General features: G+C 70.5%; 23 protein-coding genes. 11 read left to right on the top strand and 12 right to left on the bottom strand.

Features of this window, described 5'->3' with window-relative positions; genetic code table 11:
• Window positions 1-29 precede the first annotated feature (29 nt).
• Window positions 30-815 carry a glucosamine-6-phosphate deaminase gene (gene nagB / locus ACIA73_RS05625; protein WP_399436997.1) on the bottom strand — a complete coding sequence of 262 codons (786 nt, stop codon included), beginning with the start codon at window positions 813-815 and terminating at the stop codon, window positions 30-32.
• A 236-nt stretch (window positions 816-1,051) separates the two neighbouring features.
• A complete protein-coding gene (locus ACIA73_RS05620) occupies window positions 1,052-1,813 on the bottom strand; it encodes an SDR family oxidoreductase (protein ID WP_399436996.1) in 762 nt (253 codons plus the stop codon).
• A gap of 94 nt (window positions 1,814-1,907) precedes the next feature.
• Between ACIA73_RS05620 and ACIA73_RS05615 the strand changes: the two genes are divergently transcribed.
• Both ACIA73_RS05615 and ACIA73_RS05610 read left to right on the top strand, forming a co-directional pair.
• The gene (locus tag ACIA73_RS05615; RefSeq protein ID WP_399436995.1) at window positions 1,908-2,498 is read left to right on the top strand and encodes a TetR/AcrR family transcriptional regulator; all 591 of its coding nucleotides are present in this window, start codon (window positions 1,908-1,910) and stop codon (window positions 2,496-2,498) included.
• Window positions 2,499-2,896: 398 nt separating this feature from the next.
• Window positions 2,897-4,363 (top strand): sensor histidine kinase, encoded by a 1,467-nt coding sequence (locus ACIA73_RS05610; protein ID WP_399436994.1) that lies wholly within the window; start codon window positions 2,897-2,899, stop codon window positions 4,361-4,363.
• Between the two features lie 254 nt (window positions 4,364-4,617).
• Here the strand turns inward: ACIA73_RS05610 and ACIA73_RS05605 are convergent, their stop codons facing one another.
• Together ACIA73_RS05605 and ACIA73_RS05600 are read right to left on the bottom strand one after the other, a co-directional pair.
• Window positions 4,618-4,875 (bottom strand): WhiB family transcriptional regulator, encoded by a 258-nt coding sequence (locus ACIA73_RS05605; protein ID WP_004937597.1) that lies wholly within the window; start codon window positions 4,873-4,875, stop codon window positions 4,618-4,620.
• 322 nt (window positions 4,876-5,197) lie between these two features.
• Window positions 5,198-6,166, bottom strand: coding sequence for a diacylglycerol/lipid kinase family protein (locus ACIA73_RS05600; RefSeq protein WP_399436993.1), 969 nt, complete (start codon window positions 6,164-6,166; stop codon window positions 5,198-5,200).
• Between the two features lie 145 nt (window positions 6,167-6,311).
• Between ACIA73_RS05600 and ACIA73_RS05595 the strand changes: the two genes are divergently transcribed.
• Window positions 6,312-6,740: a hypothetical protein gene (locus ACIA73_RS05595; RefSeq protein WP_399437459.1), complete on the top strand. Its 429-nt coding sequence runs from the start codon at window positions 6,312-6,314 to the stop codon at window positions 6,738-6,740.
• Window positions 6,741-6,793: 53 nt separating this feature from the next.
• On the opposite strand, the gene ACIA73_RS05590 is transcribed toward ACIA73_RS05595, so the two are convergent.
• From ACIA73_RS05590 to ACIA73_RS05580, 3 genes are all read right to left on the bottom strand, one after another.
• Window positions 6,794-7,912, bottom strand: coding sequence for an RNA polymerase sigma factor SigF (locus tag ACIA73_RS05590; RefSeq protein ID WP_399436992.1), 1,119 nt, complete (start codon window positions 7,910-7,912; stop codon window positions 6,794-6,796).
• 14 nt (window positions 7,913-7,926) lie between these two features.
• On the bottom strand, window positions 7,927-8,340 hold the full coding sequence (locus ACIA73_RS05585) for an anti-sigma regulatory factor (RefSeq protein WP_185032869.1): 414 nt from the start codon (window positions 8,338-8,340) through the stop codon (window positions 7,927-7,929).
• 247 nt (window positions 8,341-8,587) lie between these two features.
• Window positions 8,588-8,848 (bottom strand): UBP-type zinc finger domain-containing protein, encoded by a 261-nt coding sequence (locus ACIA73_RS05580; protein ID WP_399436991.1) that lies wholly within the window; start codon window positions 8,846-8,848, stop codon window positions 8,588-8,590.
• Between the two features lie 107 nt (window positions 8,849-8,955).
• Between ACIA73_RS05580 and ACIA73_RS05575 the strand changes: the two genes are divergently transcribed.
• Window positions 8,956-10,548 (top strand): Na+/H+ antiporter, encoded by a 1,593-nt coding sequence (locus ACIA73_RS05575; RefSeq protein ID WP_399436990.1) that lies wholly within the window; start codon window positions 8,956-8,958, stop codon window positions 10,546-10,548.
• A gap of 65 nt (window positions 10,549-10,613) precedes the next feature.
• Here ACIA73_RS05575 and ACIA73_RS05570 read toward each other — a convergent pair whose 3' ends face one another.
• Both ACIA73_RS05570 and ACIA73_RS05565 read right to left on the bottom strand, forming a co-directional pair.
• Complete coding sequence (locus ACIA73_RS05570; RefSeq protein WP_399436989.1) at window positions 10,614-11,507, bottom strand: 1-aminocyclopropane-1-carboxylate deaminase/D-cysteine desulfhydrase; 894 nt, start codon at window positions 11,505-11,507, stop codon at window positions 10,614-10,616.
• Between the two features lie 201 nt (window positions 11,508-11,708).
• The gene (locus tag ACIA73_RS05565; RefSeq protein ID WP_399436988.1) at window positions 11,709-12,299 is read right to left on the bottom strand and encodes an N-acetylmuramoyl-L-alanine amidase; all 591 of its coding nucleotides are present in this window, start codon (window positions 12,297-12,299) and stop codon (window positions 11,709-11,711) included.
• Between the two features lie 441 nt (window positions 12,300-12,740).
• Here ACIA73_RS05565 and ACIA73_RS05560 point away from each other — a divergent pair, with 441 nt between their 5' ends.
• The 3 genes from ACIA73_RS05560 to ACIA73_RS05550 all read left to right on the top strand — a co-directional run bounded on the left by ACIA73_RS05560 (window position 12,741) and on the right by ACIA73_RS05550 (window position 16,160).
• Complete coding sequence (locus tag ACIA73_RS05560) at window positions 12,741-14,153, top strand: family 2B encapsulin nanocompartment shell protein (RefSeq protein WP_399436987.1); 1,413 nt, start codon at window positions 12,741-12,743, stop codon at window positions 14,151-14,153.
• Between the two features lie 125 nt (window positions 14,154-14,278).
• Window positions 14,279-15,334, top strand: a complete 1,056-nt coding sequence (locus ACIA73_RS05555; RefSeq protein WP_399436986.1) for a family 2 encapsulin nanocompartment cargo protein polyprenyl transferase — start codon at window positions 14,279-14,281, stop codon at window positions 15,332-15,334.
• A 232-nt stretch (window positions 15,335-15,566) separates the two neighbouring features.
• A complete protein-coding gene (locus ACIA73_RS05550) occupies window positions 15,567-16,160 on the top strand; it encodes a GNAT family N-acetyltransferase (protein WP_399436985.1) in 594 nt (197 codons plus the stop codon).
• A 75-nt stretch (window positions 16,161-16,235) separates the two neighbouring features.
• On the opposite strand, the gene ACIA73_RS05545 is transcribed toward ACIA73_RS05550, so the two are convergent.
• A complete protein-coding gene (locus ACIA73_RS05545; RefSeq protein ID WP_399436984.1) occupies window positions 16,236-16,817 on the bottom strand; it encodes a TetR/AcrR family transcriptional regulator in 582 nt (193 codons plus the stop codon).
• A gap of 145 nt (window positions 16,818-16,962) precedes the next feature.
• Between ACIA73_RS05545 and ACIA73_RS05540 the strand changes: the two genes are divergently transcribed.
• The 3 genes from ACIA73_RS05540 to ACIA73_RS05530 all read left to right on the top strand — a co-directional run bounded on the left by ACIA73_RS05540 (window position 16,963) and on the right by ACIA73_RS05530 (window position 18,992).
• Window positions 16,963-17,553: a dihydrofolate reductase family protein gene (locus ACIA73_RS05540; RefSeq protein ID WP_399436983.1), complete on the top strand. Its 591-nt coding sequence runs from the start codon at window positions 16,963-16,965 to the stop codon at window positions 17,551-17,553.
• A gap of 5 nt (window positions 17,554-17,558) precedes the next feature.
• Window positions 17,559-18,152 carry a dihydrofolate reductase family protein gene (locus tag ACIA73_RS05535; RefSeq protein ID WP_399436982.1) on the top strand — a complete coding sequence of 198 codons (594 nt, stop codon included), beginning with the start codon at window positions 17,559-17,561 and terminating at the stop codon, window positions 18,150-18,152.
• An 87-nt stretch (window positions 18,153-18,239) separates the two neighbouring features.
• Window positions 18,240-18,992, top strand: coding sequence for a DUF6304 family protein (locus ACIA73_RS05530; protein WP_399436981.1), 753 nt, complete (start codon window positions 18,240-18,242; stop codon window positions 18,990-18,992).
• 83 nt (window positions 18,993-19,075) lie between these two features.
• On the opposite strand, the gene snpA is transcribed toward ACIA73_RS05530, so the two are convergent.
• On the bottom strand, window positions 19,076-19,729 hold the full coding sequence (snpA, locus tag ACIA73_RS05525) for a snapalysin (protein WP_399436980.1): 654 nt from the start codon (window positions 19,727-19,729) through the stop codon (window positions 19,076-19,078).
• A gap of 277 nt (window positions 19,730-20,006) precedes the next feature.
• Here snpA and ACIA73_RS05520 point away from each other — a divergent pair, with 277 nt between their 5' ends.
• Complete coding sequence (locus ACIA73_RS05520) at window positions 20,007-20,966, top strand: LysR family transcriptional regulator (protein WP_399436979.1); 960 nt, start codon at window positions 20,007-20,009, stop codon at window positions 20,964-20,966.
• 199 nt (window positions 20,967-21,165) lie between these two features.
• On the opposite strand, the gene ACIA73_RS05515 is transcribed toward ACIA73_RS05520, so the two are convergent.
• Window positions 21,166-21,540, bottom strand: a complete 375-nt coding sequence (locus ACIA73_RS05515; protein ID WP_399436978.1) for a hypothetical protein — start codon at window positions 21,538-21,540, stop codon at window positions 21,166-21,168.
• Window positions 21,541-21,631: the final 91 nt, after the last annotated feature.

Genomic DNA, 21,631 nt, shown 5'->3' with positions numbered 1-21,631 from the left:
TCCAGCAGGAGGCTTGTCCAGCAAGAGGCTTACAGCCCCTGCCACACCGGCTTGTTCGCGTAGGTGTGGCGGAAGTAGTCGGCCAGCTTCAGCTTGGAGGCCGCCGCCTCGTCCACGACGACCGTCGCGTGCGGGTGCAGCTGAAGGGCGGACGCCGGTACGAGCGCGGAGAGCGGGCCCTCCACGGTCTGCGCGACCGCCTCGGCCTTGCCCTCGCCGGTGGCCAGCAGCACCAGGTGGCGAGCGTCCAGGATGGTGCCGATGCCCTGGGTGATGACATGGCGCGGGACCTGGGCGGTGTCGCCGTCGAAGAAGCGCGCGTTGTCGTCGATGGTCTGCTGGGTCAGGGTCTTGATGCGGGTGCGCGAGGCGAGCGACGAGCACGGCTCGTTGAAGCCGATGTGCCCGTCGGTCCCGATCCCCAGCAGCTGGAGGTCCACACCGCCGGCGTCGCTGAGCGCCTTGTCGTACGCCTCGACCGCCGCCTGCACGTCCTCGGTCGACCCGTCGGGCCCGAAGAACGAGGACTCGGTCAGCCCGAGCGGCTCCACGACCTCCCGCAGCACCGTCGCCCGGTACGACTCGGGGTGCCCGACCGGCAGACCCACGTACTCGTCCAGCTGGCAGATACGGGCGCGGGAGACATCCACCTCGCCCGCCGTCACCTTGGCGGTCAGCGCCTGGTAGATGGGCAGCGGGGACGACCCTGTGGCCACACCGAGCAGGGCGTCGGGCTTGTGGCCCAGCAGGTTCACGATGCTCTGCGCGATGAGCTCGCCGCCCGCCTTGGCGTCCGGAACGATGACAACTTCCACGCTGATGCCTGCCTATCTGGGAGGGAGAGATGTGGGGGCGAAAATGATCTGTGGTATAGACCAATCTAGCAGAGGAGGCCCGTCCTCACCTGCCCTTCGACCGGTCGCGAGGACGGCGATCCGCTGAATTTTTCCGTCCCCCTCATGGTCGACCGGGAAGCGCCCCCCGGCACCTCGGGAACCACCTCCCTGTCGCCACCTCCCCGCCTTCCCCTGCCTCATGCGTGCCCGCCCGGTCAGCTCAGCGACCCGCCGGTGGCGTCGATCCAGTGGCCGGTCACCCAGCGTGCGTCGTCGGAGGCCACGAAGGCCACCACGTCGGCGATGTCCTGCGGCGTGCCGACCCGGCCCAGCGCGGAGAGCGCCGCCGCTCCGGCCCACGCCTCGTCACTTGCCCGCAGCCAACTGGCGTTCACATCCGTGTCGACGATGCCGGGGGCCACCGAGTTGACGGTGATCCCGCGCGGGCCGAGCGTTTTGGACAGATCCCGGGTGAAGACCTCCAGGGCGCCCTTGCTCATGGCGTAGGCGATGAGTTCGGGCATCGCGGCGGCGTGCGCCAGCCCGGTGGAGATATTGATGATCCGGCCCCCGTCGCGCAGCCGCCGTGCCCCCTGCTGAGCCAGGAAGAACGGCGCTCTGACGTTCACGGCGAAGAGCCGGTCGAAGTCGTCCTCGCCGATCGACTCGAACGGTTCGGAGGCCCCGATGCCCGCGTTGTTGACCAGGATGTCCAGCCCGTCCGCGTGCCGGTCGAACTCCTCCCACAGTGCCTCGGCCGCCCCCGGAGCCGACAGCTCCTGGCCGAGCGTGAAGGCCGAACCCCCGGCCGCCGCGATCGCGGCGACGACCTCCTTGGCGGCCACCTCGTTGCTGCCGTAGTGCACCCCTACCCGCGCCCCGTCCCGGCCGAGCCGTTCGGCGATGCCCCGGCCGATGCCCCGGCTGCCCCCGGTGACCAGTGCTGTCCTGCCCTCAAGTCGCTTGAGCGTGCTCATGGCTACGCCCCCCTCTTTCGCCGATCGTGTTCTCTAGCGGTCGCTACAGAAAGAAACGTATCAGATAGCTAGCGAGCGTTATAGAATTGCGGGCATGGCAACCAAGCAGCGCGGGCGGCCCCGGTCCTTCGACCGCGGGGCGGCCCTGGAGAAAGCCACCCTGGCGTTCTGGGAGCACGGCTACGAGCCGACCTCGGTCGCCGACCTGACTCGTGTGATGGGCATCGGCGCACCCAGCCTGTACGCGGCCTTCGGCGACAAGAAGGCCCTCTTCGCCGAAGTGGTGAGCGCCTACGCCGAGACGCACGGGGCCTTCAGCACCCGCGCCCTGACCGAGGAACCCACCGCCCGCGCCGCACTGGGCCGCCTGCTGCACGAGGCCGCCACCGAGTACACCGACCCGGCCCACCCGCGCGGCTGCCTGATGATCTCCGCCGCCACCAACTGCGCGACGGCCGAGGTGGAGCAGTCCCTGCGCGAGCGCCGCAACGCCGCCCTGGCCGCCTTCGAGTCCCGCATCCGCGCCGACATCGCCGCCGGCGTACTGCCCGCCGATACCGATGCGACCTCACTGGCCCGCTTCTCCGGCGCCGTACTCCAGGGCATGTCCCAGCAGGCCCGTGACGGGGCGACCAAGGAGGAGCTGGAGGCGGTGGCGGCCCTGGCGATGCGCGCCTGGCCGTAGAAGGCCGAGGGGGCCGTGGAGGCCGAGCGGGCCGGAGGGTTTAGACACAGGCTCTCACGGCCGGAGAGGTCGCGGCCGGAGGACTCACGGCCGGGGGTCCGGGGTTGCCGCCCGGGCGGACACAGACCCGCGGGCCACGGCGCCCGGCGGGACCCTCAGCCCACCCGGCACCGCAGCCCGGAGTTGCATCGGCCGACGGTGTGCGGTGCCTCCGGCCGTGTGGAGGAGCGGGCGCAGTCAGGGCAGAGAGCGCGCGATCCTCCGGATTCATCCTCCTGTGCGGGGAGGATGAAGTTCTTTTGCCCGGCCATTGTGGACTAGACCACTAACCCCTGTCTATGGGATGCGCACCACCGGTTGTCCATGAGGTTACGGGTATGTTCATGAGCGTGCCCTCCATGAACGATCTCGTCCGCCAGCACACCGCCCTCAGTGAGTCCGACCTTGAGTGGCTCCACCTGCTGGTCTCGGAGTGGCAGCTGCTCTCCGACCTGTCCTTCGCCGACCTGGTGCTGTGGGTCCCTACCCTCGACGGCACCCGCTATGTGTCCGTCGCGCAGATGCGCCCCAACACCGGACCGACCTCGTACCACGACGACATGGTGGGACATCTGGTCCCGCGCGGACGGCGTCCGCTGCTCGACGCCGCCCTGGACGAGGGCCGGATCGTGCGCGAGGGCGACCCCGAGTGGCGCGAGGAGGTGCCGGTACGGGTCGAGTCCATTCCGGTACGCCGCGAGGGCCGCGTCCTGGGCGTCATCGGCCGCAACACCAACCTGCTCACCGTCCGCACCCCCAGCCGCCTGGAACTGACGTACCTCCAGAGCGCCTCCGACCTCGCCCAGATGATCGCCGCGGGTTCCTTCCCGTTCCCCGGCCAGCAGGTCGACATGGACGCCTCCCCGCGCGTCGGCGACGGCCTGATCCGGCTCGACGCCGAGGGGATCGTGCAGTACGCCAGCCCCAACGCCCTCTCCGCGTACCACCGCCTGGGCCTCGCCTCCGACCTGGTCGGCCACCACCTCGGCCGGGCCACCGCCGAACTCGCCCCGTCCCGCGGCCCGGTCGACGAAGCCCTGGTCAAGCTGGCCAGCGGCTACGCCCCGCGCGAGACCGAGGTCGAGGGCAGCGGGGGAGTGATCCAGCTGCGCGCCATCCCGCTCAAGCCCAAGGGGACCCGGATCGGCTCCCTGGTCCTCTGCCGCGACGTCACCGAACTCCGCCGCCGCGAGCGGGAGTTGATCACCAAGGACGCCACCATCCGGGAGATCCACCACCGGGTGAAGAACAACCTCCAGACGGTGGCCGCCCTGCTGAGACTCCAGTCCCGAAGGATGGACTCCGAGCAGGGCCGTGAGGCCCTCAACGAGGCGGTGCGGCGCGTCGGTTCGATCGCGATCGTGCACGAGACGCTGTCCCAGAACCTGGACGAGCGGGTCGAGTTCGACGAGATCGCGGACCGGGTGCTGGCGATGGTGGCGGAGATCTCACCGGGCAAGGTGGTCTGCCGGCGCACCGGACGCTTCGGAATCCTGGACGCGGAGGTCGCCACTCCGCTCTCCATGGTGCTGACGGAGATTCTGCAGAACGCCCTGGAGCACGCGTTCGGCCAGGGCGACGAGGGGACCGTGGAGGTCTCGGCGCTGCGCGGCGGTACGTCGGCGGAGGCGCGACTGCTGATCACCGTGCTCGACGACGGGCGCGGACTCCCCGACGGCTTCGACCCGCAGCGGACCGGAAACCTCGGACTCCAGATCGTCCGGACCCTGGTGGAGGGCGAGTTGGGCGGCACCTTCGACATGGTCCCGGGCCCCGAGCGCGGCACCCGGGTGGTGCTGGACATACCGGTACGGCCGCAGAAGTAGGCGACGTACCCGCAGAAGTGGGCGACGTACCCGGGTAACTGGCCTTCCTGGCAGGCCAGTTACCCGCACAGTTAACCGAGGGGACGCAAAAGTATTCATCCAGCACAGCGAAGAGCCCCGGACCGAGGTGACGGTCCGGGGCTCAACTGCTCACGCGTTACTGCGCATTGGGGGGTACTGCGCGCTGCGATTCGGGGGCGGTGACTGCATACGCGCTGTATGCGCCGCCGAGCTCAGGCTCGAAGCAGGGTGGGTCAGGCGGTCGCGTTGCGCGCCCGGTTGCGAGCGGCACGGCGCTTCATTGCGCGGCGCTCGTCCTCGCTGAGGCCACCCCAGACACCCGAGTCCTGGCCGGACTCGAGCGCCCACTGCAGGCACTGCTCCATGACGGGGCAGCGGCGGCAGACGGCCTTGGCTTCCTCGATCTGCAGCAGCGCAGGACCGGTGTTGCCGATGGGGAAGAACAGCTCCGGGTCTTCCTCACGACAAACGGCGTTGTGACGCCAGTCCATGGCTGCTACCTCTCCTTGTGACATGCACGTTGCTTGTGAATGTGAACGCTTTCACGAATCCCTTCACGAGGGAAGGGCCGACTTCCAGTGACATACGACACCGGTTGTGGTCCTGTGCGTGAGGAGGGATTCTGGTTCTCAGGGAGGCCGGTGTTGCGGGCCGTCCCGATCGCCATGAAGAGACTCGCAAACCTCGACGGCGGATACAACCCCTTCCGAGAAGTTTTTTTTGATTCCTCGGTGTCGGGTAGGTCACAGCCGTACTTCCATGGGGTGGATGGCAGTCCGTACGTTCGAGATAAAGGACTTTAGGCCCTTCCACTCACACAATCACACGCAGTGCACGGCGAACGCCTGTGAACGCGACGCTCGTACGCAACCCAAGGTGGTCACCGTCCATTTGAAGGGGCAGTGGGACCTTCGAATGCAAGGTGAAGTCCGTGAGGTCATGAAGCGTTACCGCGTGCTTACCGTGTGGACCGCGCTCGGGGGTCGAGGTCAGCAACTGGGTGGCGTAGCGGGTGACCGCGGGGGTGGAAAGTCTGCTCAGACCGAGCACGTCCAGGGCGGTTTCGAAGGACGCCTCGGGGGAGGCGTACAACGGACGATTTCCCAGGTAGGTCCAGGGGGAGGTGTTGCAGACTATCGACAGGACCAGGTCCGTCACCGGGTCGTGGCCGGGGCGCTCCAGAGTGATCACGCCCTGCCGGCGGTGCGGCTCGTCGAGGAACTGCCGTACCACCTGGCGCAGATAAAGGGCGTGGGTTGAGCGTTTTCCGCGTTCGCGTTGCTGCTCCACCCGGCCGATGACTCCGGCGTCGAATCCCAGTCCGGCGCAGAAAGTGAACCAGCGTTCCGGAACTGCTTCGTCCTCCGTTCCCGGTACGCCCTTTGTGAGGCCGAGGCTCACTGTGCGTTCGCTTCCGGTACGCAGCGCGTCCAAAAGGGCGCCGGTCGCTTCTACGGCGTCATTGGGAAGGCCGAGTGCGCGCGCGAACACATTGGTGGAACCACCGGGAACGACGGCGAATCCGGGAAGGCGGTCGGGGTCGGGTCCGTTGTGCAGCAGCCCGTTCACGACTTCGTTGACGGTGCCGTCGCCGCCCAGGGCGACAACCAGTTCGATGTCCTCGCTGTCGGCTGCCCGGCGGCCGAGGTCCCGGGCGTGTCCGCGGTACTCCGTGGTGACCGTCTCCAGCTTCATCTCGCTGGCGAGAGCGTGGATCAGGACGTCCCGGGTGCGGGCACTGGTGGTGGTGGCGGCTGGATTGACCACGAGGAGTGCGCGCATGAGGTGCAGATTACCGGCCGTCCGTGCGAGGGCACGTCGCCGGGGAGCGGGGCGGGCGGTGTGGGGGCGGGCGGCGCGACGGCGGCAAGGGGGCCGAACCGGGCGAACAGACGGCCGTTACCCTGCAAGGGTGAGTGATGAGTCGATGCAGACGTCCGTGCCGCACCCCAAGGAGCCCCGCCCCGCACGCCTGGGGGCCGCTGCCGCGCTGGTGGCGGTGGAAGGGCTGGCGCTGGTCGCCGTCGGGGGATACATGCTCGTGATGGGGCTCTTCGGCAGCCCCGACCGCCCGGAGCAGGCCGAGATGGGCGGACTCACCCTGATCGCGCTGGCCGCGCTGCCGCTGCTCGCCGCGAACGGTCTGCGGCTGCGCAGGAGCTGGAGCCGCGGCCCCGCCGTGATCACCCAGCTGATGGCGCTGCCGGTCGCCTACACGCTGCTCACCACCGACGCCTCCTGGGCGATCCCGTCCGGAATCGCCCTCGCCGCCCTCGCGATCGCCTCGCTGGTCCTCCTGCTGAACCCCGCCGTCGTGGACGCCCTGGGCATCAAAAGGGGCCCGCGCGGCGCCTGAGTGGCGCGGCTCGGACCCCGTACGGCAAAGGGGCGCTGCGCCCCGGCCGGCTGCTACTCCTCGACCAGCAGGCGCTCTCGCAGCTGCGCCAGCGTGCGGGCCAGGAGCCGGGAGACGTGCATCTGGGAGATGCCGACCTCCTGGGCGATCTGGGACTGGGTCATGTTCCCGAAGAAGCGGAGGAGAAGAATTCGCTTCTCTCGCGGGGGCAGGTCCTCCAGGAGCGGCTTGAGGGACTCGCGGTACTCGACGCCCTCAAGGGCCACGTCCTCCGCGCCCAGGGTGTCCGCGACCGCCGGGGACTCGTCGTCCGTGTCGGGGACGTCCAGGGACAGCGTGGAGTACGCGTTGGCCGACTCCAGGCCCTCCAGTACCTCTTCCTCGGAGATCGCCAGGCGCTCGGCCAGCTCGTGCACGGTCGGTGAGCGGCCGTGCTGCTGGGAGAGCTCGGCGGTCGCCGAGGTGAGCGAGAGCCGCAGCTCCTGGAGGCGGCGGGGGACCCGTACCGCCCAGCCCTTGTCGCGGAAGTGGCGCTTGATCTCGCCGACGACCGTCGGAGTGGCGTACGTCGAGAACTCGACGCCGCGCTCCGGGTCGAACCGGTCGACCGACTTGATCAGCCCGATGGTGGCCACCTGGGTCAGGTCGTCCAGCGGCTCGCCGCGGTTGCGGAAGCGCCGCGCCAGGTGCTCGACCAGCGGCAGGTGCATCTGCACCAGCCGGTTGCGCAGCGCCGCCTTCTCGGTGGAGCCGTCGGGCAGTTCGCGCAGCTCGATGAAGAGAGCCCGGGCGCCGCTGCGGTCCCGCGGATTGTGCGGGAGATCGCGGTCCTCGCGCTCCTTGTGCACCTCCTGGGGCTGCACCGTCCGAGGCCGCGCCTCCTGGGGCCGCACCGCCTCGGGCCGTGCTTCCCCGGGAGCCGCATGCTCGTCGGGAACCTTGTGGTCATCGGGAACTGTGTGCTCGTCGCTCATCTGGTCCGCCGCCCGCTCCGCTGCCTGCCGCGCCTGAGCCTCTGCCGCCGTACCGGCGTCGCCCGCCTTGTTCGCGGGGGCTTCGCCGGTTTTCTGTGCAGCCTCGTACGCCGCGCCGCCGCCGTCCACCGGATGCGGGCGGGCCTGCTGCTCAGGAATCTTGTTAAGCGCCCGCTGACTGCGCTCGTCGTCCCGCACCGGCCCACTCCCGTTCACGCCGGACCGGGTCCCGCGCCGCGCTGTTTGTACAGGCTGATGCTGACCGTACGGTCGTCGGCCACGGTCGCGTCGACCTTGCCGGCGAGTGCGGAGAGCACCGTCCACGCGAAGGTGTCGCGCTCGGGGGCGCGTCCGTCGGTGGTGGGGGCCGTGACCGTCACTTCGAGTGAGTCGTCCACGAGCCGGAACACACAGCTGAGGACGGAACCCGGCACGGCCTGCTGGAGCAGGATCGCGCAGGCCTCGTCGACCGCGATGCGCAAGTCCTCGATCTCGTCGAGGGTGAAGTCCAAACGCGCTGCGAGACCGGCCGTGGCCGTACGCAGCACCGACAGGTAGGCACCCGCAGCGGGCAGCCGGACCTCCACGAAGTCCTGGTTCCCGGGCTCGCCTGCGATAGGGGACACCCTCACCTCCAAGTGGCACAAGCGGTACGTCTGATACGTCTATCGCCGGTGACGCTATCGCGATCCGCTGGTCCGTGTCGCCAGGCCCCCTGCCCGACGCACGGTCACTCATGGTAGGCATGCGAGTACGGAAAGTGGCTAGGGTCGTGCGGAGCTCAATTGGACGGTACCGGTGAGGTGTTGACGTACCCAGGGTCCGTCGTTCCGAATCACTGCGGCCCCTTCGAAAACCGCTCCGCCGCCCTGCTCAGACGATCACACCGTCGACGAAGCACCAGCGCCAGCTCTCACCGGGTTCGAAGCTGCGCATCACCGGGTGGCCGGTGGCGGTGAAGTGGTCCGTCGCGTGCCGGCCCGGCGAGGAGTCGCAGCAGCCGACGTGACCGCACTCCAAACAGATCCGCAGCTGGACAGGGTGTGCGCCGATGGCCAGACATTCGAGGCAGGTGTCGCTCTGCGGGTCCGGCTCCGGGTGCGGCAGCTTCTCGACGTGCGGGCAGTCGCTCATGCTGTCCATTGTTCATGATGCGGCCCCGCGCCGCCCCGGCCGTCCGAGGCCGTGGCGGGCGTACGGCGCCGCTCCGCCCACCGAGAACAGGGACGGGGCCCCCACCGATGGATGCAACTCCCCTGCTGGCCATGGTCGCCGGCAGCGCGGCCGTCGCCGGAATGGCCAGGCGGACCCCGATTCCGGCGCCGCTGCTGCTCGTCGCGGTCGGCATCGCCGCCTCCTTCGTGCCGGGAATGCCGGACTTCACGCTCGACCCGCACATCGTGCTGCCGCTGCTGCTGCCGCCCCTGCTGCACACCGCGGCGCTGGAGAGCTCGTACCTGGACCTGCGGGCCAATCTGCGGCCCGTCGCCTTTCTGTCGGTGGGGTACGTGCTGTTCGCGACCGTCCTGGTGGGGTGGCTGGTGAGCCTGCTGGTGCCGGGGCTGCCGCTGACCTCGGCACTGGTGCTCGGGGCGGTGATCGCGCCGCCGGACGCGGTGGCGGCGACCGCGATCGCCCGGCGGCTCGGGCTGCCGCCGAGGATCACCGCGATCCTCCAGGGAGAGTCGCTGGTCAACGACGCCACCGCCATCACCGCGTACAAGGTGGCGCTGGCGGCGGCCGTCGGGGCCGGGGCGAGCTGGGGCGAGGGGGTACGGGAGTTCCTGGTCGCCTCGGTGGGCGGGGTGGCGGTCGGGCTGCTGCTGATGGTGCCGCTGCACTGGCTGCGGATGCGGCTGAGCGAGCCGATCCTGCAGAACACCCTCTCCCTGCTGATTCCCTTCGTTGCGTATGCGACGGCTGAGCGCGTGGGCGCGTCCGGGGTGCTCGCGGTGGTGGTGGTCGCGCTGCACCTCGGGCACAAGTCCTGGAAGGTCGACTTCGCGACCAGACTTCAGGAGGAGGCCGTCTGGAAGATGGTGTCCTTCATCCTGGAATCGACGGTGTTCGCGCTGATCGGACTCCAGTTGCCGGTGGTGCTGGCCGGGCTCGGGTCGTACGGGGGCTGGGACGTCGCGGGGTACGCGGTCGTGGTGTTCGTGCTGGTGGTGGCGGTGCGGTTCGTGTGGGTCTTCCCGGCGACGTATCTGCCGCGATGGCTGTCCGAGCGGATCAGACGGCGGGAGCCGGACACCAACTGGAAGGGCCCGGTGATCGTGGGCTGGGCGGGGATGCGTGGGGTGGTGTCGCTGGCCATCGCCTTCTCCATCCCGCTGATGGCGGGCGGGGAGCCGTTCCCCGGGCGGAACCTGATCCTGTTCCTGACGTTCACGACCGTGATCGGCACGCTCGGCGTGCAGGGGCTGACGCTGGCGCCGCTGATCAGGGCGCTCAAGCTGCCGAAGCGCAATGAGTACGAGCTGACACTCGCCGAGGCGCAGGCGCAGAGCGAGGCCTCGACGGCCGCCCAGGCACGGCTGGACGAACTCCTCGCGGACGAGCGCAACGCGTTGCCGGGGCCGCTCGCCGACCGGCTGCGGACCGTCCTGGAGCGGCGGCGCAACGCGGTGTGGGAGCGGCTCGGGACGGTCAACGAGGTGACGGGGGAGTCGGCGGACGCCACCTACCGGCGGCTGTCGCGCGAAATGATCGACGCGGAGCGGGCGGTCTTCGTGGAGCTGCGGGACGCGCGCCGGATCGACGACGAGATGATGCGGGTGCTGCTGCGGCGGCTGGACCTGGAGGAGGCGGTGGGGTGGCGGGAGGCGGACTAGGGGGTGCGAGGCCGGGGGTCCGGCGGGCCCGGGTGGTGATTTTCCGCGATGGTTGCGGAGAGTGATCAGGGGTGGCCGGTGATCACTGCCACCAGTCGGGTGCCGGGTGGGAACGCGCCCCGGGCGGTCAGCTCCGACAGGGCGTACAGCAGCTTCGCCACGTAGAGCCGCTCGACGGGGAGTCCGTGGCGGGCCTCGAAGGCGGCCGCGAAGTCCAGGAGCTCGGGCGGGGTGCGGGCGTAGCCGCCGAAGTGGAATCCGTCGGCGAGGGACCAGGAGCCGGCCGGGCCGCCGAAGGCCTGGTCCTGGAGGGCCCGTACGTCCTTCTCCAGGAAGCCGCCCTTGAGAACCGGAACGCCGAGCGCGCGCTGTCCGGGGGCCAGGCCCGCCGCCAGCCCGGCGAGGGTGCCGCCGGTGCCGCAGGCCACGGCGGCCACGTCTGCGACCCCGTGCAGTTCGTGGCCGAGTGCGGTGCAGCCCTGGGCGGCGAGGGCGTTGCTGCCGCCCTCAGGGACGACGTACGCCTCGGGGAAGGGGGTGGTGGGGAGGAGTTCCGCGAGGAAGGCGGGGTCGGCGCGGCGGCGGTAGTCCGAGCGGGAGAGGAAGCGCAGCCGCATTCCGTCGGCCGCGCAGCGGGCGAGGGAGTCGTTGAGCGGGCGGCCGGCGAGTTCGTCGCCGCGGACGAGGCCGAGGGTGGGGAATCCGAGGAGGCGGCCGGCGGCGGCGGTGGCGCGCAGGTGGTTGGAGTAGGCGCCGCCGAAGGTGAGGAGGGGGCGGCCGGCGGCGGCTTGGAGGTTGGGGGCGAGCTTGCGCCATTTGTTGCCGGGGAGGTCGGGGTGGATCAGGTCGTCGCGTTTGAGGAGGAGGCGGATTTTGTGCGGGGTGAAGTGGGGGTCGGTCACCTCGGTGAGGGGGGAGGGGAGGGTGGGGTTGAGGGGGAGGTGGGGGGTGGGGGGCACGGGGACATTGTGCGGGGTGGGGATGCGGGGGGTACGGGGTCGGGGTGGGCCGGGGCGGGTGGGGTGCGACTCCGTGGGGGCCGCCCCCTTGCCCGCCCGTTCCGCCCCCGGGGGGCGGCCCCGCCGCCCAAGCGGGCTGGGGGGGGTGGGGAGGGGCGGGTGGCCCCGGCGCCCAAGGGGGCTGGCGGGGGTGGGGAGGGGCTACTTCAGGCGGTTGTGGATGCGGTCGCGCATGGAGTTCATGGTGAAGCCTCGGGGGTCGACCTTGCCGGGTTGCCATTCGAGGTGGCCGAGGACGGAGCGGGCGCCCCAGGAGTGGGCGCGGCACAGGGCGGCCGAGACGCGTTCGATGGCCAGGAGCTGGGCTTCGGGCCAGGGGTCCTGGCCGTCGCCGAGGTTCTCGCACTCGAAGCCGTAGAAGTGCCGGTTGCCGTCGGTGTTCGCCTCGTTGTCCGGCGGGAGGCGCTTCTCGGCGATGATCGCGCGCAGTACGTCGTCGTCGCCGAGTCCGGCGTGGTTGGCCCGCCCGTACCCGACCAGATGGACCCGGCCGTCCTTGGCGATCACGCCGTGGCAGAGCGGGCCCGGCAGGCTCGCGTGCCCGTCGCGGCAGATCCGGACGGTGGCGTCGGTGCCCTGGGTGACCGAGTGGTGGATCATCACGCCGTGCACCGGGCCCCACGGGCCGTGGCCCTCGCGGTTGTGGTGGGGCCAGTCGCCGACCTCCACGACGCTCACCCCCTCGGCGCGCAGGGCGGTCAGGAAGGCGTTGGCGGAGAGCGGGTTGGCCATGGCTGCTGTCTCCTCGTCCGGAAGCCGGTCACGGCCTGGGGCCGGTGACTGTGTGTACTGCTTCTACCGGAGTAACCGGCTCCGCTACACCCCGTTCGCACACTGTGCGAGCCGATCCGGACAGGGTCGCGGGCGCTCAGGACGCCCTCGGTCAGTACGCCTCGTCCCAGGCGGCGGTCTCCCCCGGCGACCTGGTGCCGCGGTCCGGAATCGGGGGCTCCTTGGCCGAATCCGGTCACAGGCCGCTCACGCGGTGAAGCGGAATCCCGGGGCGGTTCGGAGCCGGCTCCGGGGTGGCCGGGTCAACCCCGTCGCGCGCTGTTCCCCCTTCTCCGGTGATCTAGTCACACTCTTTTGTGTAATGGCGCCGCAACTCCCCGTGCTGAAAGGCTGCTTGTGCAGGTCAGTGCATGATCCAGAGCAGGCGTGAAAGGGAGACAGATGTCGGTCGAGGCAGGGTCCGAAGTCCGCGAAGAGCAACAGGCGCCGCAGCAGAGTCTCGGCACGGCCGCCGCGCGGAACTTGGCGACCACCACCAAGTCCGCCCCGCAGATGCAGGAGATCACCTCCCGCTGGCTGCTGCGGATGCTGCCCTGGGTTCAGGTGCAGGGCGGCGCGTACCGGGTCAACCGCAGGCTCAGCTTCTCGGTCGGTGACGGGCGGGTCACCTTTGTCCAGACCGGCAGCGAGGTGCGCGTCATCCCGGCCGAGCTGGGCGAGCTGCCCGCGCTGCGGACGTTCGGCGACAACGACGTGCTCCAGGAACTGGCACAGCGCTGCGAGCAGCGGGAGTTCGCGGCGGGCGAGGTGATCGCGACGCAGGGGGAGAGCGCCGACACGGTCTACCTGCTGGCGCACGGCCGGGTGGAGAAGGTCAACTCAGGTCCCTACGGCGAGGATCAGGTGCTCGGCGTCCTCGCGGACGGCTCGTACTTCGGCGACCAGGCCCTGATCGACGGGGACGCCCACTGGCGGTACACCGCCAAGGCCGCCACCGCCTGCACCGTACTGACCCTGAGCAGGAACGACGTGCTCACCCTCGCCGACCGCGCGGAGTCGCTGCGGGACCATCTCGCCCATGTCGGCCAGCTGCCGCGCCAGCGCACCAACGAGTACGGCGAGGCGCCCATCGACCTCTCCGCCGGCCATGTCGGCGAAGCCCTGGTCCCGCACACCTTCGTCGACTACGACGCGGCGCCGCGCGAGTACGAACTCTCTGTCGCGCAGACCGTCTTGAAGGTCCACACCCGGGTCGCGGACCTCTACAACACCCCCATGAACCAGACCGAGCAGCAGTTGCGGCTCACCGTCGAGGCGCTGCGCGAGCGCCAGGAGGACGAGCTGGTCAACAACAAGGACTTCGGCCTCCTCGCCAACTGCGACTTCGATCAGCGCCTCCAGCCGCACGACGGCGTGCCCAGCCCGGACGACCTGGACGAGCTGCTGTCGCGGCGGCGGGGAAACAAGTTCTTCCTGGCGCACCCGAAGGCGATCGCCGCGATCGGCCGCGAGTTCAACAAGCGGGGCCTCAATCCGGACAGCATCGACGTCCAGGGCAACCGCATCCCGTCCTGGCGCGGCGTCCCGATCTTCCCGTGCAGCAAGATCCCGATCAGTGACGCCCGTACGACCTCGATCATCTGCATGCGTACCGGACTTGAGGAGCAGGGCGTCATCGGCCTGCACCAGACCGGCCTCCCGGACGAGATCGAGCCCAGCCTCTCGGTGCGCTTCATGGGCATCGACGAGCAGGCCCTGATCTCGTACCTGGTGACCGCCTACTACTCGGCAGCGGTACTGGTGCCGGACGCGCTCGGCGTGCTGGAGAACGTCGAGATCGGTCGCTGGAGGTAATCGGGGCAGGCCGGGGGCGTGGGGGCGCGGACCGGGAGGAGGGGACGGCCCGAGGGGGGATGGGGTGTGAGGGGGTGTTGGCCGAAAATCAACACCCCCTGGTACGGAGGGAGTTGGCATTGACCATGACCACGACCCATGCGACGGGCAGCCCGGGAGGCGGTGCGGAGGGCGCGGCCGGTCTCCTCTCGCGCACCAGGACGACCGTCAACCCCCGGCTGAGGGCGACGGTCGAGTCGTTGCCCGGACAGATCCGCCGGATCGCCAGGTACCACTTCGGCTGGGAGCACGCGGACGGCACACCGACCGAGGCCAACGCGGGCAAGGCGATCCGCCCCGCCCTCGTACTGGCCGCCACCCAGGCCTTCGGCGGTGACCCGAAGGAGGCCGTACGGGCCGCGGCAGCGGTGGAGTTGGCGCACAACTTCACGCTGCTGCACGACGACGTGATCGACGAGGATCCGACTCGCAGGAACCGGCCCACGGCCTGGACGGTGTTCGGTATACCGGACGCGATCATCGCGGGTGACGCGCTGTGCGCCCTGTCGCTGCGGCTGCTCGCCGAGGACCCGCATCCGGCGTCCGCACGGGCCGCCGCCCGGCTCGCCGACTGCGTGATCGAACTGTGCGCGGGCCAGCAGGCGGACTGCGCGTTCGAGAACCGGGCACCGCAGGACGTCACCATCGACGAGTGCCTCACCATGGCCGAGGCCAAGACCGGCGCGCTCCTCGGCTGCGCCTGCGCTCTCGGCGCGCTGTACGCGGGGGCCGGGGACGAGGAGGTCGAGGCGATGGACGCCTTCGGCCGCGAGGCGGGCCTGGCCTTCCAGCTGATCGACGACCTGATCGGCATCTGGGGCGACCCCGCCCACACCGGCAAACCGGCCGGTGCCGACCTGGCCGCCCACAAGAAGTCGCTGCCCGTGGTGGCGGCGATGGCGTCGGGTTCGCCCGCCGCCGGCGAACTGGCTGAGCTCTACCGGGCTCCCGCCATGGACGCCTCCGCGGTACGTCGCGCCGCCGACGCCGTGGAGCGGGCCGGCGGGCGGGACTGGGCGCAGACCCAGGCCGCCGACCGGATGGCCAGAGCCGTGCACCACCTCTCACGGGCGGTGCCGGACCTGGCGTCGGCGGATGAGCTGCTGGCGCTCGCGGAGTTCGTGACGCGCCGCACGCGGTGAGGCCCGGGCGGGGTGCCGGGGACTGAGGGGGAGGAAGGGGCAGGGGTACGGGTACGGGTCCGCCGGGACACTTCCGGCGGACCCGTCTGCGTGCCGCCCAAGCCGTCTCCCGTACCGCCCAAGCCGTCTCCTCTGTCGATGAGGCAACCCTGCGTGCCGTGCCCGGGGTCTTCCTCAGTGACAACTCTAAGATCACGTAAGACAGTTGCGGGATACGGAGACGGAGACGGGCATGGGCGTACACATACGGCAGGCGACCGGAGCGGACCGGGATGTGGTGGTCGGCGTGCTGCACAAGGCGTTCCGGACCGACCCGGTCAGCCAGTGGGTCTTCCCGGACCCGGGCCATCGCGACCAGGTGCATCCGCACATGATGGGGGCCTTCACGGATCTGGTGCTCGCGGCGGGCCGGGTGGACCTGGCGGACGAGGGTGCCGCCGCCGCGCTCTGGCTGGACACCCCGGCCGGGGCGCCCGAGCCGGACGACGGCCCCGCGCAGCTGCGCGCCGCCCTCGACCCGTACAACGAGCGCATCGAACTCATCGCCTCGCTCACCACGCAAACCCACCCGCACCACGAGGCGCACCTCTATCTGTGGATGATCGGCGTGCACCCGGACTGGCAGGGCGAGGGTCTGGGCTCCGCGCTGATGACCCCGGTCCTGGAGCGCTGCGACCGCGAGGGCAAGGCCGCCTACCTGGAGGCCAGCAGCACCCGCAGCCGCGAGCTCTACCGGCGCCTGGGCTTCGCCGACCACGGCACGCCGCTGCGACTCCCGTACGGCGGGCCGCTGATGTACCCCATGTGGCGCGCTCCGCAAGGCTGATCACGACGCAGGCATGGTCCGCAGGGCTGATCACGACGCAGGCATGGTCCGCCCCTGGCCCGGCCCCCGGCCCGGTCACTCCTTCGGGATGGTGCGCTCCACCACCCTCTCCACCAGCGCGTCCAGCGCCTCGGGGGTCGAGGTCATGACATCGGGCAGTGTGAAGTGTTCGAGCAGCAGCCCGGTCATGGCCAGGAAGAGCACCTGCATGTCCTGGCCGTCGCCCGGCAGACCCAGCTCCCGGTGAAAGTCCACGTTCGCCCGGAAGTCGCCGCCCAGCGTCCGGTTCAGCGCCTCGCGCAGGGCCGGCCGCCGGGTCGCCTCCAGACGCAGTTCCAGTACGGCGAGATAGCCCGAGCGCTCGGCGGTGATCCGGCGCACCAGATCGTGCATGAAGTCCTTGACCAGTTCCCGCGACGGCTCCCGGGCCAGCAGCTCGCCGAACGCCGCCGGGTCGGGGGTCATCCGCTCGTGCACCCGGCCCGCGATCTGCCCGAACAGGGCGTCCCTGTCGGTGAAGTAGTTGGACGCGGTGCCCGCGGGCACACCCGCGCGGCCGTCCACGGCCCGGAAGGTGAGCCCGCGGGCGCCCTCGGCGGCCAGCGTCTCAATCGCCGCGTCCAGCAGAGCAGTTCGGCGTTCGGGGTTACGTGCCATGGCGAACTCATCCTCTTTCTCGGCAGGTTCTCGGCAGTCGCGGAAAAGGCTTGCGCAACCACTACACCTGAAGCACTATAGCTGTCGTGGTTGCGGCGCCGAGCCTCGCCACACGCCTCCCGCTCTCCCTTGAAAAGGACCTCGCTTGCGAAAGCTCACGTACTACGTCGGTATGTCCATCGACGGCTTCATCGCCGCCCCGGACCACGCCGTCGACGCCTACCCGGTCAGTGAGGAGTTCCTGAAGGAATTCCTGATCGGCGCCTACCCGGAGTGCCTGCCCACGCACGTCCGCCAGGCCCTCGGGGCCGACGAGATGCCCAACAGGCACTTCGACACCATGCTCCAGGGCCGCACCACCTATCAGGCCGCCCTGGACATCGACATCACCAGCCCGTACGCGCATCTGCGCCAGTACGTGGTCTCCAGCAGCCTCGCCGAGGCCGGTTCGCCGTCCCCGGACGTCAGAATCGTCTCCGGCGACGTGGCCGCGAAGGTGCGGGAACTGAAGGCCGAGGACGGTGACCTCGGTATCTACCTCGCCGGCGGCGGCCGTCTCGCCGGCCAGCTCCTCGACGAGATCGACGAGATCGTCCTGAAGCTCTACCCGGTCGTCCTGGGCGACGGAATCCGGCTCTTCACCGCCGGGTTCGACGTGCACTCCTTCGCGCTGGACTCCACCCGGACCTTCGGCAACGGCACGGTCGTACTCACCTACTCCCGACTGAAGGGCTGACCGTTTTGCGCAAGCTCACCTACTACATCGCCGCCTCCCTCGACGGCTTCATCGGCCACCCGGAGACCGGCGACGGCGCCTTCTTCGCCGAGGAGTTCCTGACCGGGGACTTCCCGGTCTTCATGATCGGCGAGTACGGCGACACCATCCCCACCGCATCCCGCAAGGCGGTCGGCATCGAGGGCGCCCCGCTGACCCGCTTCGACACCATCATCCAGGGCCGCAAGAGCTACCAGGTGGCCCTCGACATGGGCATCACCAGCCCGTACGCGCATCTGCGGCAGTATGTCGCCTCGCGCAGCCTCACCACCTCCCCGGACCCCGACGTCGAGATCATCTCCGACGGACTGGTCGAAAAGGTGCGGGAGCTGAAGGCCGAGGACGGTGACCTCGGGATCTATCTCTGTGGCGGCGGCGACCTCGCGGGCACCCTCATCGAAGAGATCGACGAGCTGGTCATCAAGACCTACCCGCTGCTGCTCGGCTCCGGCGTTCCGATGGCAACCGCCGGATTCGCCCTGCGGTTCTACGAGCTGACGTCCTGCCGCACCTTCGACAACGGCGCCGTCGTCACCACCTACCGCACCAAGGCCCGGTGACCCCCGGGACGGACGGCTGCCCGCGGGCGCACTCCCCGGCAGCCGTCCTTGATCGGCACCCCTCGCCGACCCACTAAAGTCCCGCCCATGACAGGAGAGTCATGGGTCGGCTGGTACCGCGATCGCGCCGGTACACAAGCCCTCGCCATCAGCACCGACGGGCGGCACCTGAGCGCCCGCATCAGAGGCGTCGAATTCACCGGAACCAGCTTCGACACACTGCTCCCGGCCGAGCAACCGCCCCCGCCCGAAGCCGAGTTCACCCTCACCGGGCAGGGCGCGCTGTGCGGCTGCGTCCTGGAGTGGGACATACCGATGCCGGTGTACGACGACGGAACGGTCCACCGGGCCGCCCTGCGCTGCCTGCTCACCCTCGGCCGCCCCACCGGGGAAGAGGCCGGGCCCGACCGGCTCCACCTCGGCCTCGCCCTGCACTTCGACGGCGCCCTGTACGCCTCCGGGCACGCCGAGAGCGACTTCGCGGGTGCCCTCGCCGAGATCCAGCGGCAGCTCCCCGAGGGCGCCTATCTCAAGTCCTGTCTCTCGTGCGCCTATTCCGACTACCACCCGGCCCCCGGCGCCCCGCTGTTCGGCGGACTCGGCTGCTTCCGGGACGCCAAGGACGCCTACCGCACCACCGAGGGCGCGAGGGGACTGCTCCAGGTGTGGGACCAGAACTCCGGCCCCGTCCAGGAGACCCACCGCTGCCCGGACTTCTCGCGCCGGCCCGACGGCAGCCGGGGTACCGGACATCGCGGCCCGTTCCCGCCGCCGCGTGCCGAACTCATCCACGTACAGGGCGACTTCAGGCCACCTCCGGCGGTGACGTCGGCGGGCTGACCGCCGTACCGCGGCCGTACACGCGAGGGCGCCCCTCCACCGATGCGGTGGAGGGGCGCCCTCGCGTGCGCGGGGAGGGGTGATCAGCGCGTGGCGGCCATCAGCCCGGTGAGCCCGTTGGCCCACAGCTGGTTGACCCGGGCGCGCTCCTGGGAGTTGGGGTTGGCGTTCTGGCAGGAGGTGCCGGGGCCACCGCCCGACATCAGCTCGCTGCACGGGCCGGAGTAGTGGTCCGGGAGGCCGAGGACGTGGCCGGTCTCGTGGGCGGTGACGCGGGTGGAGTTGTACTGCTGGTTCTGCCGGTAGTCCAGGAAGATGTAGCCGCGTCCGTGGCCGTCGGTGCTGGCGTAGGAACCGCGCGAGTCATTTCCCTCGCGGTAGGTGAAGTTGGCGCCGCTGGTGGTCTCCTGGAGCTTGACGTTGGTCACCGAGCTGTTCCAGATCTGGGTGGAACGGGCTATCTGGGTGCGGAAGCTCGGCGCGCTGGACGCGTTGTAGCGCACGGTGACCGCCAGGATTCCCGGGTTCGCCGCACGCTGCTTGGCGACCTCCGTCCAGACGGCCTGCTGGAACGCCTTGGTCGCGGCGGCGTTCTCCTTGGACTGCTGGTAGGAGGAGTACGAACTCGCCTTCAACGGGGCGGAGTCGGTCGGCGTCGCGCTCGCCACGGGTGCGGCGCCGACGGCGGCCAGACCGAGGCCGAGGGCGGTGGCGAGAAGGGTGCGGGGGTGTCTCATGTGGGGGGTCTCCCTGCTGGTCCGTTGGTCCGGTGGGTCCGGGCCCGGGGATGGGACTGTGCGAGTGGGACTGGGGAGAGTGTGGGGGCGCGGTGGGAGGCGGCGGATGATGTCAACCGGTGATAGTGCGAAGGCATCACCCCGGTGACGTGGGCACGTCACTGGGGCGACTCGGAGGCGTACACGACGTAACGCCCTTCCAAATCAAGCCACTCGACCCACCCCCCGGTCGGGCGGCATCTGGTGCCCCCGCAGGCCCGGCTCTACCCTCTGCCCCATGGAGCTCGAAGTCAGACACCTTCGTGCACTGTGCGCGATCGCCGACGCGGGCAGCCTGCACAAGGCGGCCCGCGCGCTCGGTATGAGCCAGCCCTCCCTGACCACGCAACTGCGCCGCATCGAGAACTCGCTCGGCGCCGAACTCTTCTCCCGCCGCCGCACCGGCTGCCGCCCCACCCCCCTCGGCCAGTCCCTGCTCAGCCGCGCCCGCCCCCTCGTCGAGGGCATGTCCGCCCTCATCGCCGACACCCGCGCCGAAGCCGCCCTCTCCCTCCCCGGCGGCCCCACCCTGCGCATCGGCTCCACCGCCAGCCGGGTCGTCGCCGGCTGGCTGCGAAGACTCAGACTCCGCCTCCCGGACACCGGCACCACCCTCCACGTCGACGTCTCCGCCAACGCCCTGCTGCGGATGGTCGCGGCCGGCACCCTGGACGTGGCGTTCGTCCACGAGGTGGAGGGCTACCCGCTCCGGCTCCCCGAGGACCTGGAGATACGGGTGCTCCTCGACCGGGAGCCCCAGTTCGTCTCCCTCGCCCTCGACCACCCGGCCGCCACCGCCCCGGTCGTCGACCTGACCGATCTGGCCGCCGACCGCTGGATGGTCGACCCCAGCGTCGACGGCGAACGCGACGGCCTGCGCCGGGTGCTGGCCGCGGCGGGCCTCAACCCCCCGCTGCTGCACGGTGATTACCTCACCGCCTCGTCCCTGATCGTCATCGGCGAGGCGGTCGCCCCCTGCCAGCCCACCTCGGGCCCCCGCGACGACATGGCCATCCGGCCACTGCGGGACGACCCGCTGGGTGTACGGCTGCTGCTGGCCGCCCGGCCCGGTCTGAGTGAATTCCCGCTGCTGTACGCCGACTTGGAGGCGGCCTACCGCGATGCGGCGCTCCGGGCGGCGGGGTACCGGGAGTGGCTGCGGCGGACGGGGAGTCCACTGCTGGCGGCCACTGTCTGAGCGAGCCGGCCGGATGCCCCGGACCGGCACATGAACCGGCACATGAAGGGGCCCCGCCACGACGGGGGAACGTGGCGGGACCCTCCTGAGCTCGCGTGCCCCGGAGGCGAGAGGGTATGCACGGGACGACGGAACTTTCCCGGCACTTGCCCGGCACCTTCCCGGCCGGTCCTCGCAGCCGGTGTCCGACCGCCCGGGTCTACTGCTCCTCGCCGTCCTCGGGCTCGGGGTCGTCGCCCATGATGTCGCGCAGTTCCGACTGGTCGCGCAGTGCGTCCGCGTACTCCTGGCCGTACTCGTCCTTCGACAGCCGGTCGCAGGAGCTCGGCCTGACGATCTCCTGGTCCGGGTCGAGCCGGTTGCCCAGCGCGTCGTTCAACGCGTCCGCGCACGCCCGGGCGGCCGGACTCCTGTCCTTGAGCCCGGCGGTGGGGGACGAGGTGGCGGACGCGGTGGCGGCGTCGGTGGGGCGGGGCGGCGAGGGGCCGTCGTACGGCGCGGAGGAGCAGGCGGTGGTGAGGGTGGCGAACGCGGCGAGCAGGAGGGCCGAAACCGCGGTACGTGTGGTGCGCATGGTCCAGGGTCTCTCCCGGCACGGACGGGCGTACACCCTCATCGACCAGCCGCGACACCCCTGTGGCGGACCTGTGACGGACGGGCCCCGC

It is taken from the genome of Streptomyces sp. NPDC051561 (assembly GCF_044454195.1).
Classification (GTDB): domain Bacteria; phylum Actinomycetota; class Actinomycetes; order Streptomycetales; family Streptomycetaceae; genus Streptomyces.
The sequence above is the reverse complement of the archived record's forward strand: the minus strand, read 5'-3'. Positions and strand labels throughout refer to the sequence as shown.

Coding starts and splice junctions, on each gene's coding strand:
- ACIA73_RS05560 (WP_399436987.1), top strand. CDS start 12,741: ATGTCGGTCGAGGCAGGGTCCGAAGTCCGCGAAGAGCAACAGGCGCCG.
- ACIA73_RS05555 (WP_399436986.1), top strand. CDS start 14,279: ATGACCACGACCCATGCGACGGGCAGCCCGGGAGGCGGTGCGGAGGGC.
- ACIA73_RS05520 (WP_399436979.1), top strand. CDS start 20,007: ATGGAGCTCGAAGTCAGACACCTTCGTGCACTGTGCGCGATCGCCGAC.
- snpA (WP_399436980.1), bottom strand. CDS start 19,729: ATGAGACACCCCCGCACCCTTCTCGCCACCGCCCTCGGCCTCGGTCTG.
- ACIA73_RS05620 (WP_399436996.1), bottom strand. CDS start 1,813: ATGAGCACGCTCAAGCGACTTGAGGGCAGGACAGCACTGGTCACCGGG.
- ACIA73_RS05575 (WP_399436990.1), top strand. CDS start 8,956: ATGGATGCAACTCCCCTGCTGGCCATGGTCGCCGGCAGCGCGGCCGTC.
- ACIA73_RS05610 (WP_399436994.1), top strand. CDS start 2,897: ATGAACGATCTCGTCCGCCAGCACACCGCCCTCAGTGAGTCCGACCTT.
- ACIA73_RS05580 (WP_399436991.1), bottom strand. CDS start 8,848: ATGAGCGACTGCCCGCACGTCGAGAAGCTGCCGCACCCGGAGCCGGAC.
- ACIA73_RS05515 (WP_399436978.1), bottom strand. CDS start 21,540: ATGCGCACCACACGTACCGCGGTTTCGGCCCTCCTGCTCGCCGCGTTC.
- ACIA73_RS05595 (WP_399437459.1), top strand. CDS start 6,312: ATGCAGACGTCCGTGCCGCACCCCAAGGAGCCCCGCCCCGCACGCCTG.
- ACIA73_RS05550 (WP_399436985.1), top strand. CDS start 15,567: ATGGGCGTACACATACGGCAGGCGACCGGAGCGGACCGGGATGTGGTG.
- ACIA73_RS05600 (WP_399436993.1), bottom strand. CDS start 6,166: ATGCGCGCACTCCTCGTGGTCAATCCAGCCGCCACCACCACCAGTGCC.
- ACIA73_RS05615 (WP_399436995.1), top strand. CDS start 1,908: ATGGCAACCAAGCAGCGCGGGCGGCCCCGGTCCTTCGACCGCGGGGCG.
- ACIA73_RS05605 (WP_004937597.1), bottom strand. CDS start 4,875: ATGGACTGGCGTCACAACGCCGTTTGTCGTGAGGAAGACCCGGAGCTG.
- ACIA73_RS05530 (WP_399436981.1), top strand. CDS start 18,240: ATGACAGGAGAGTCATGGGTCGGCTGGTACCGCGATCGCGCCGGTACA.
- ACIA73_RS05545 (WP_399436984.1), bottom strand. CDS start 16,817: ATGGCACGTAACCCCGAACGCCGAACTGCTCTGCTGGACGCGGCGATT.
- ACIA73_RS05565 (WP_399436988.1), bottom strand. CDS start 12,299: ATGGCCAACCCGCTCTCCGCCAACGCCTTCCTGACCGCCCTGCGCGCC.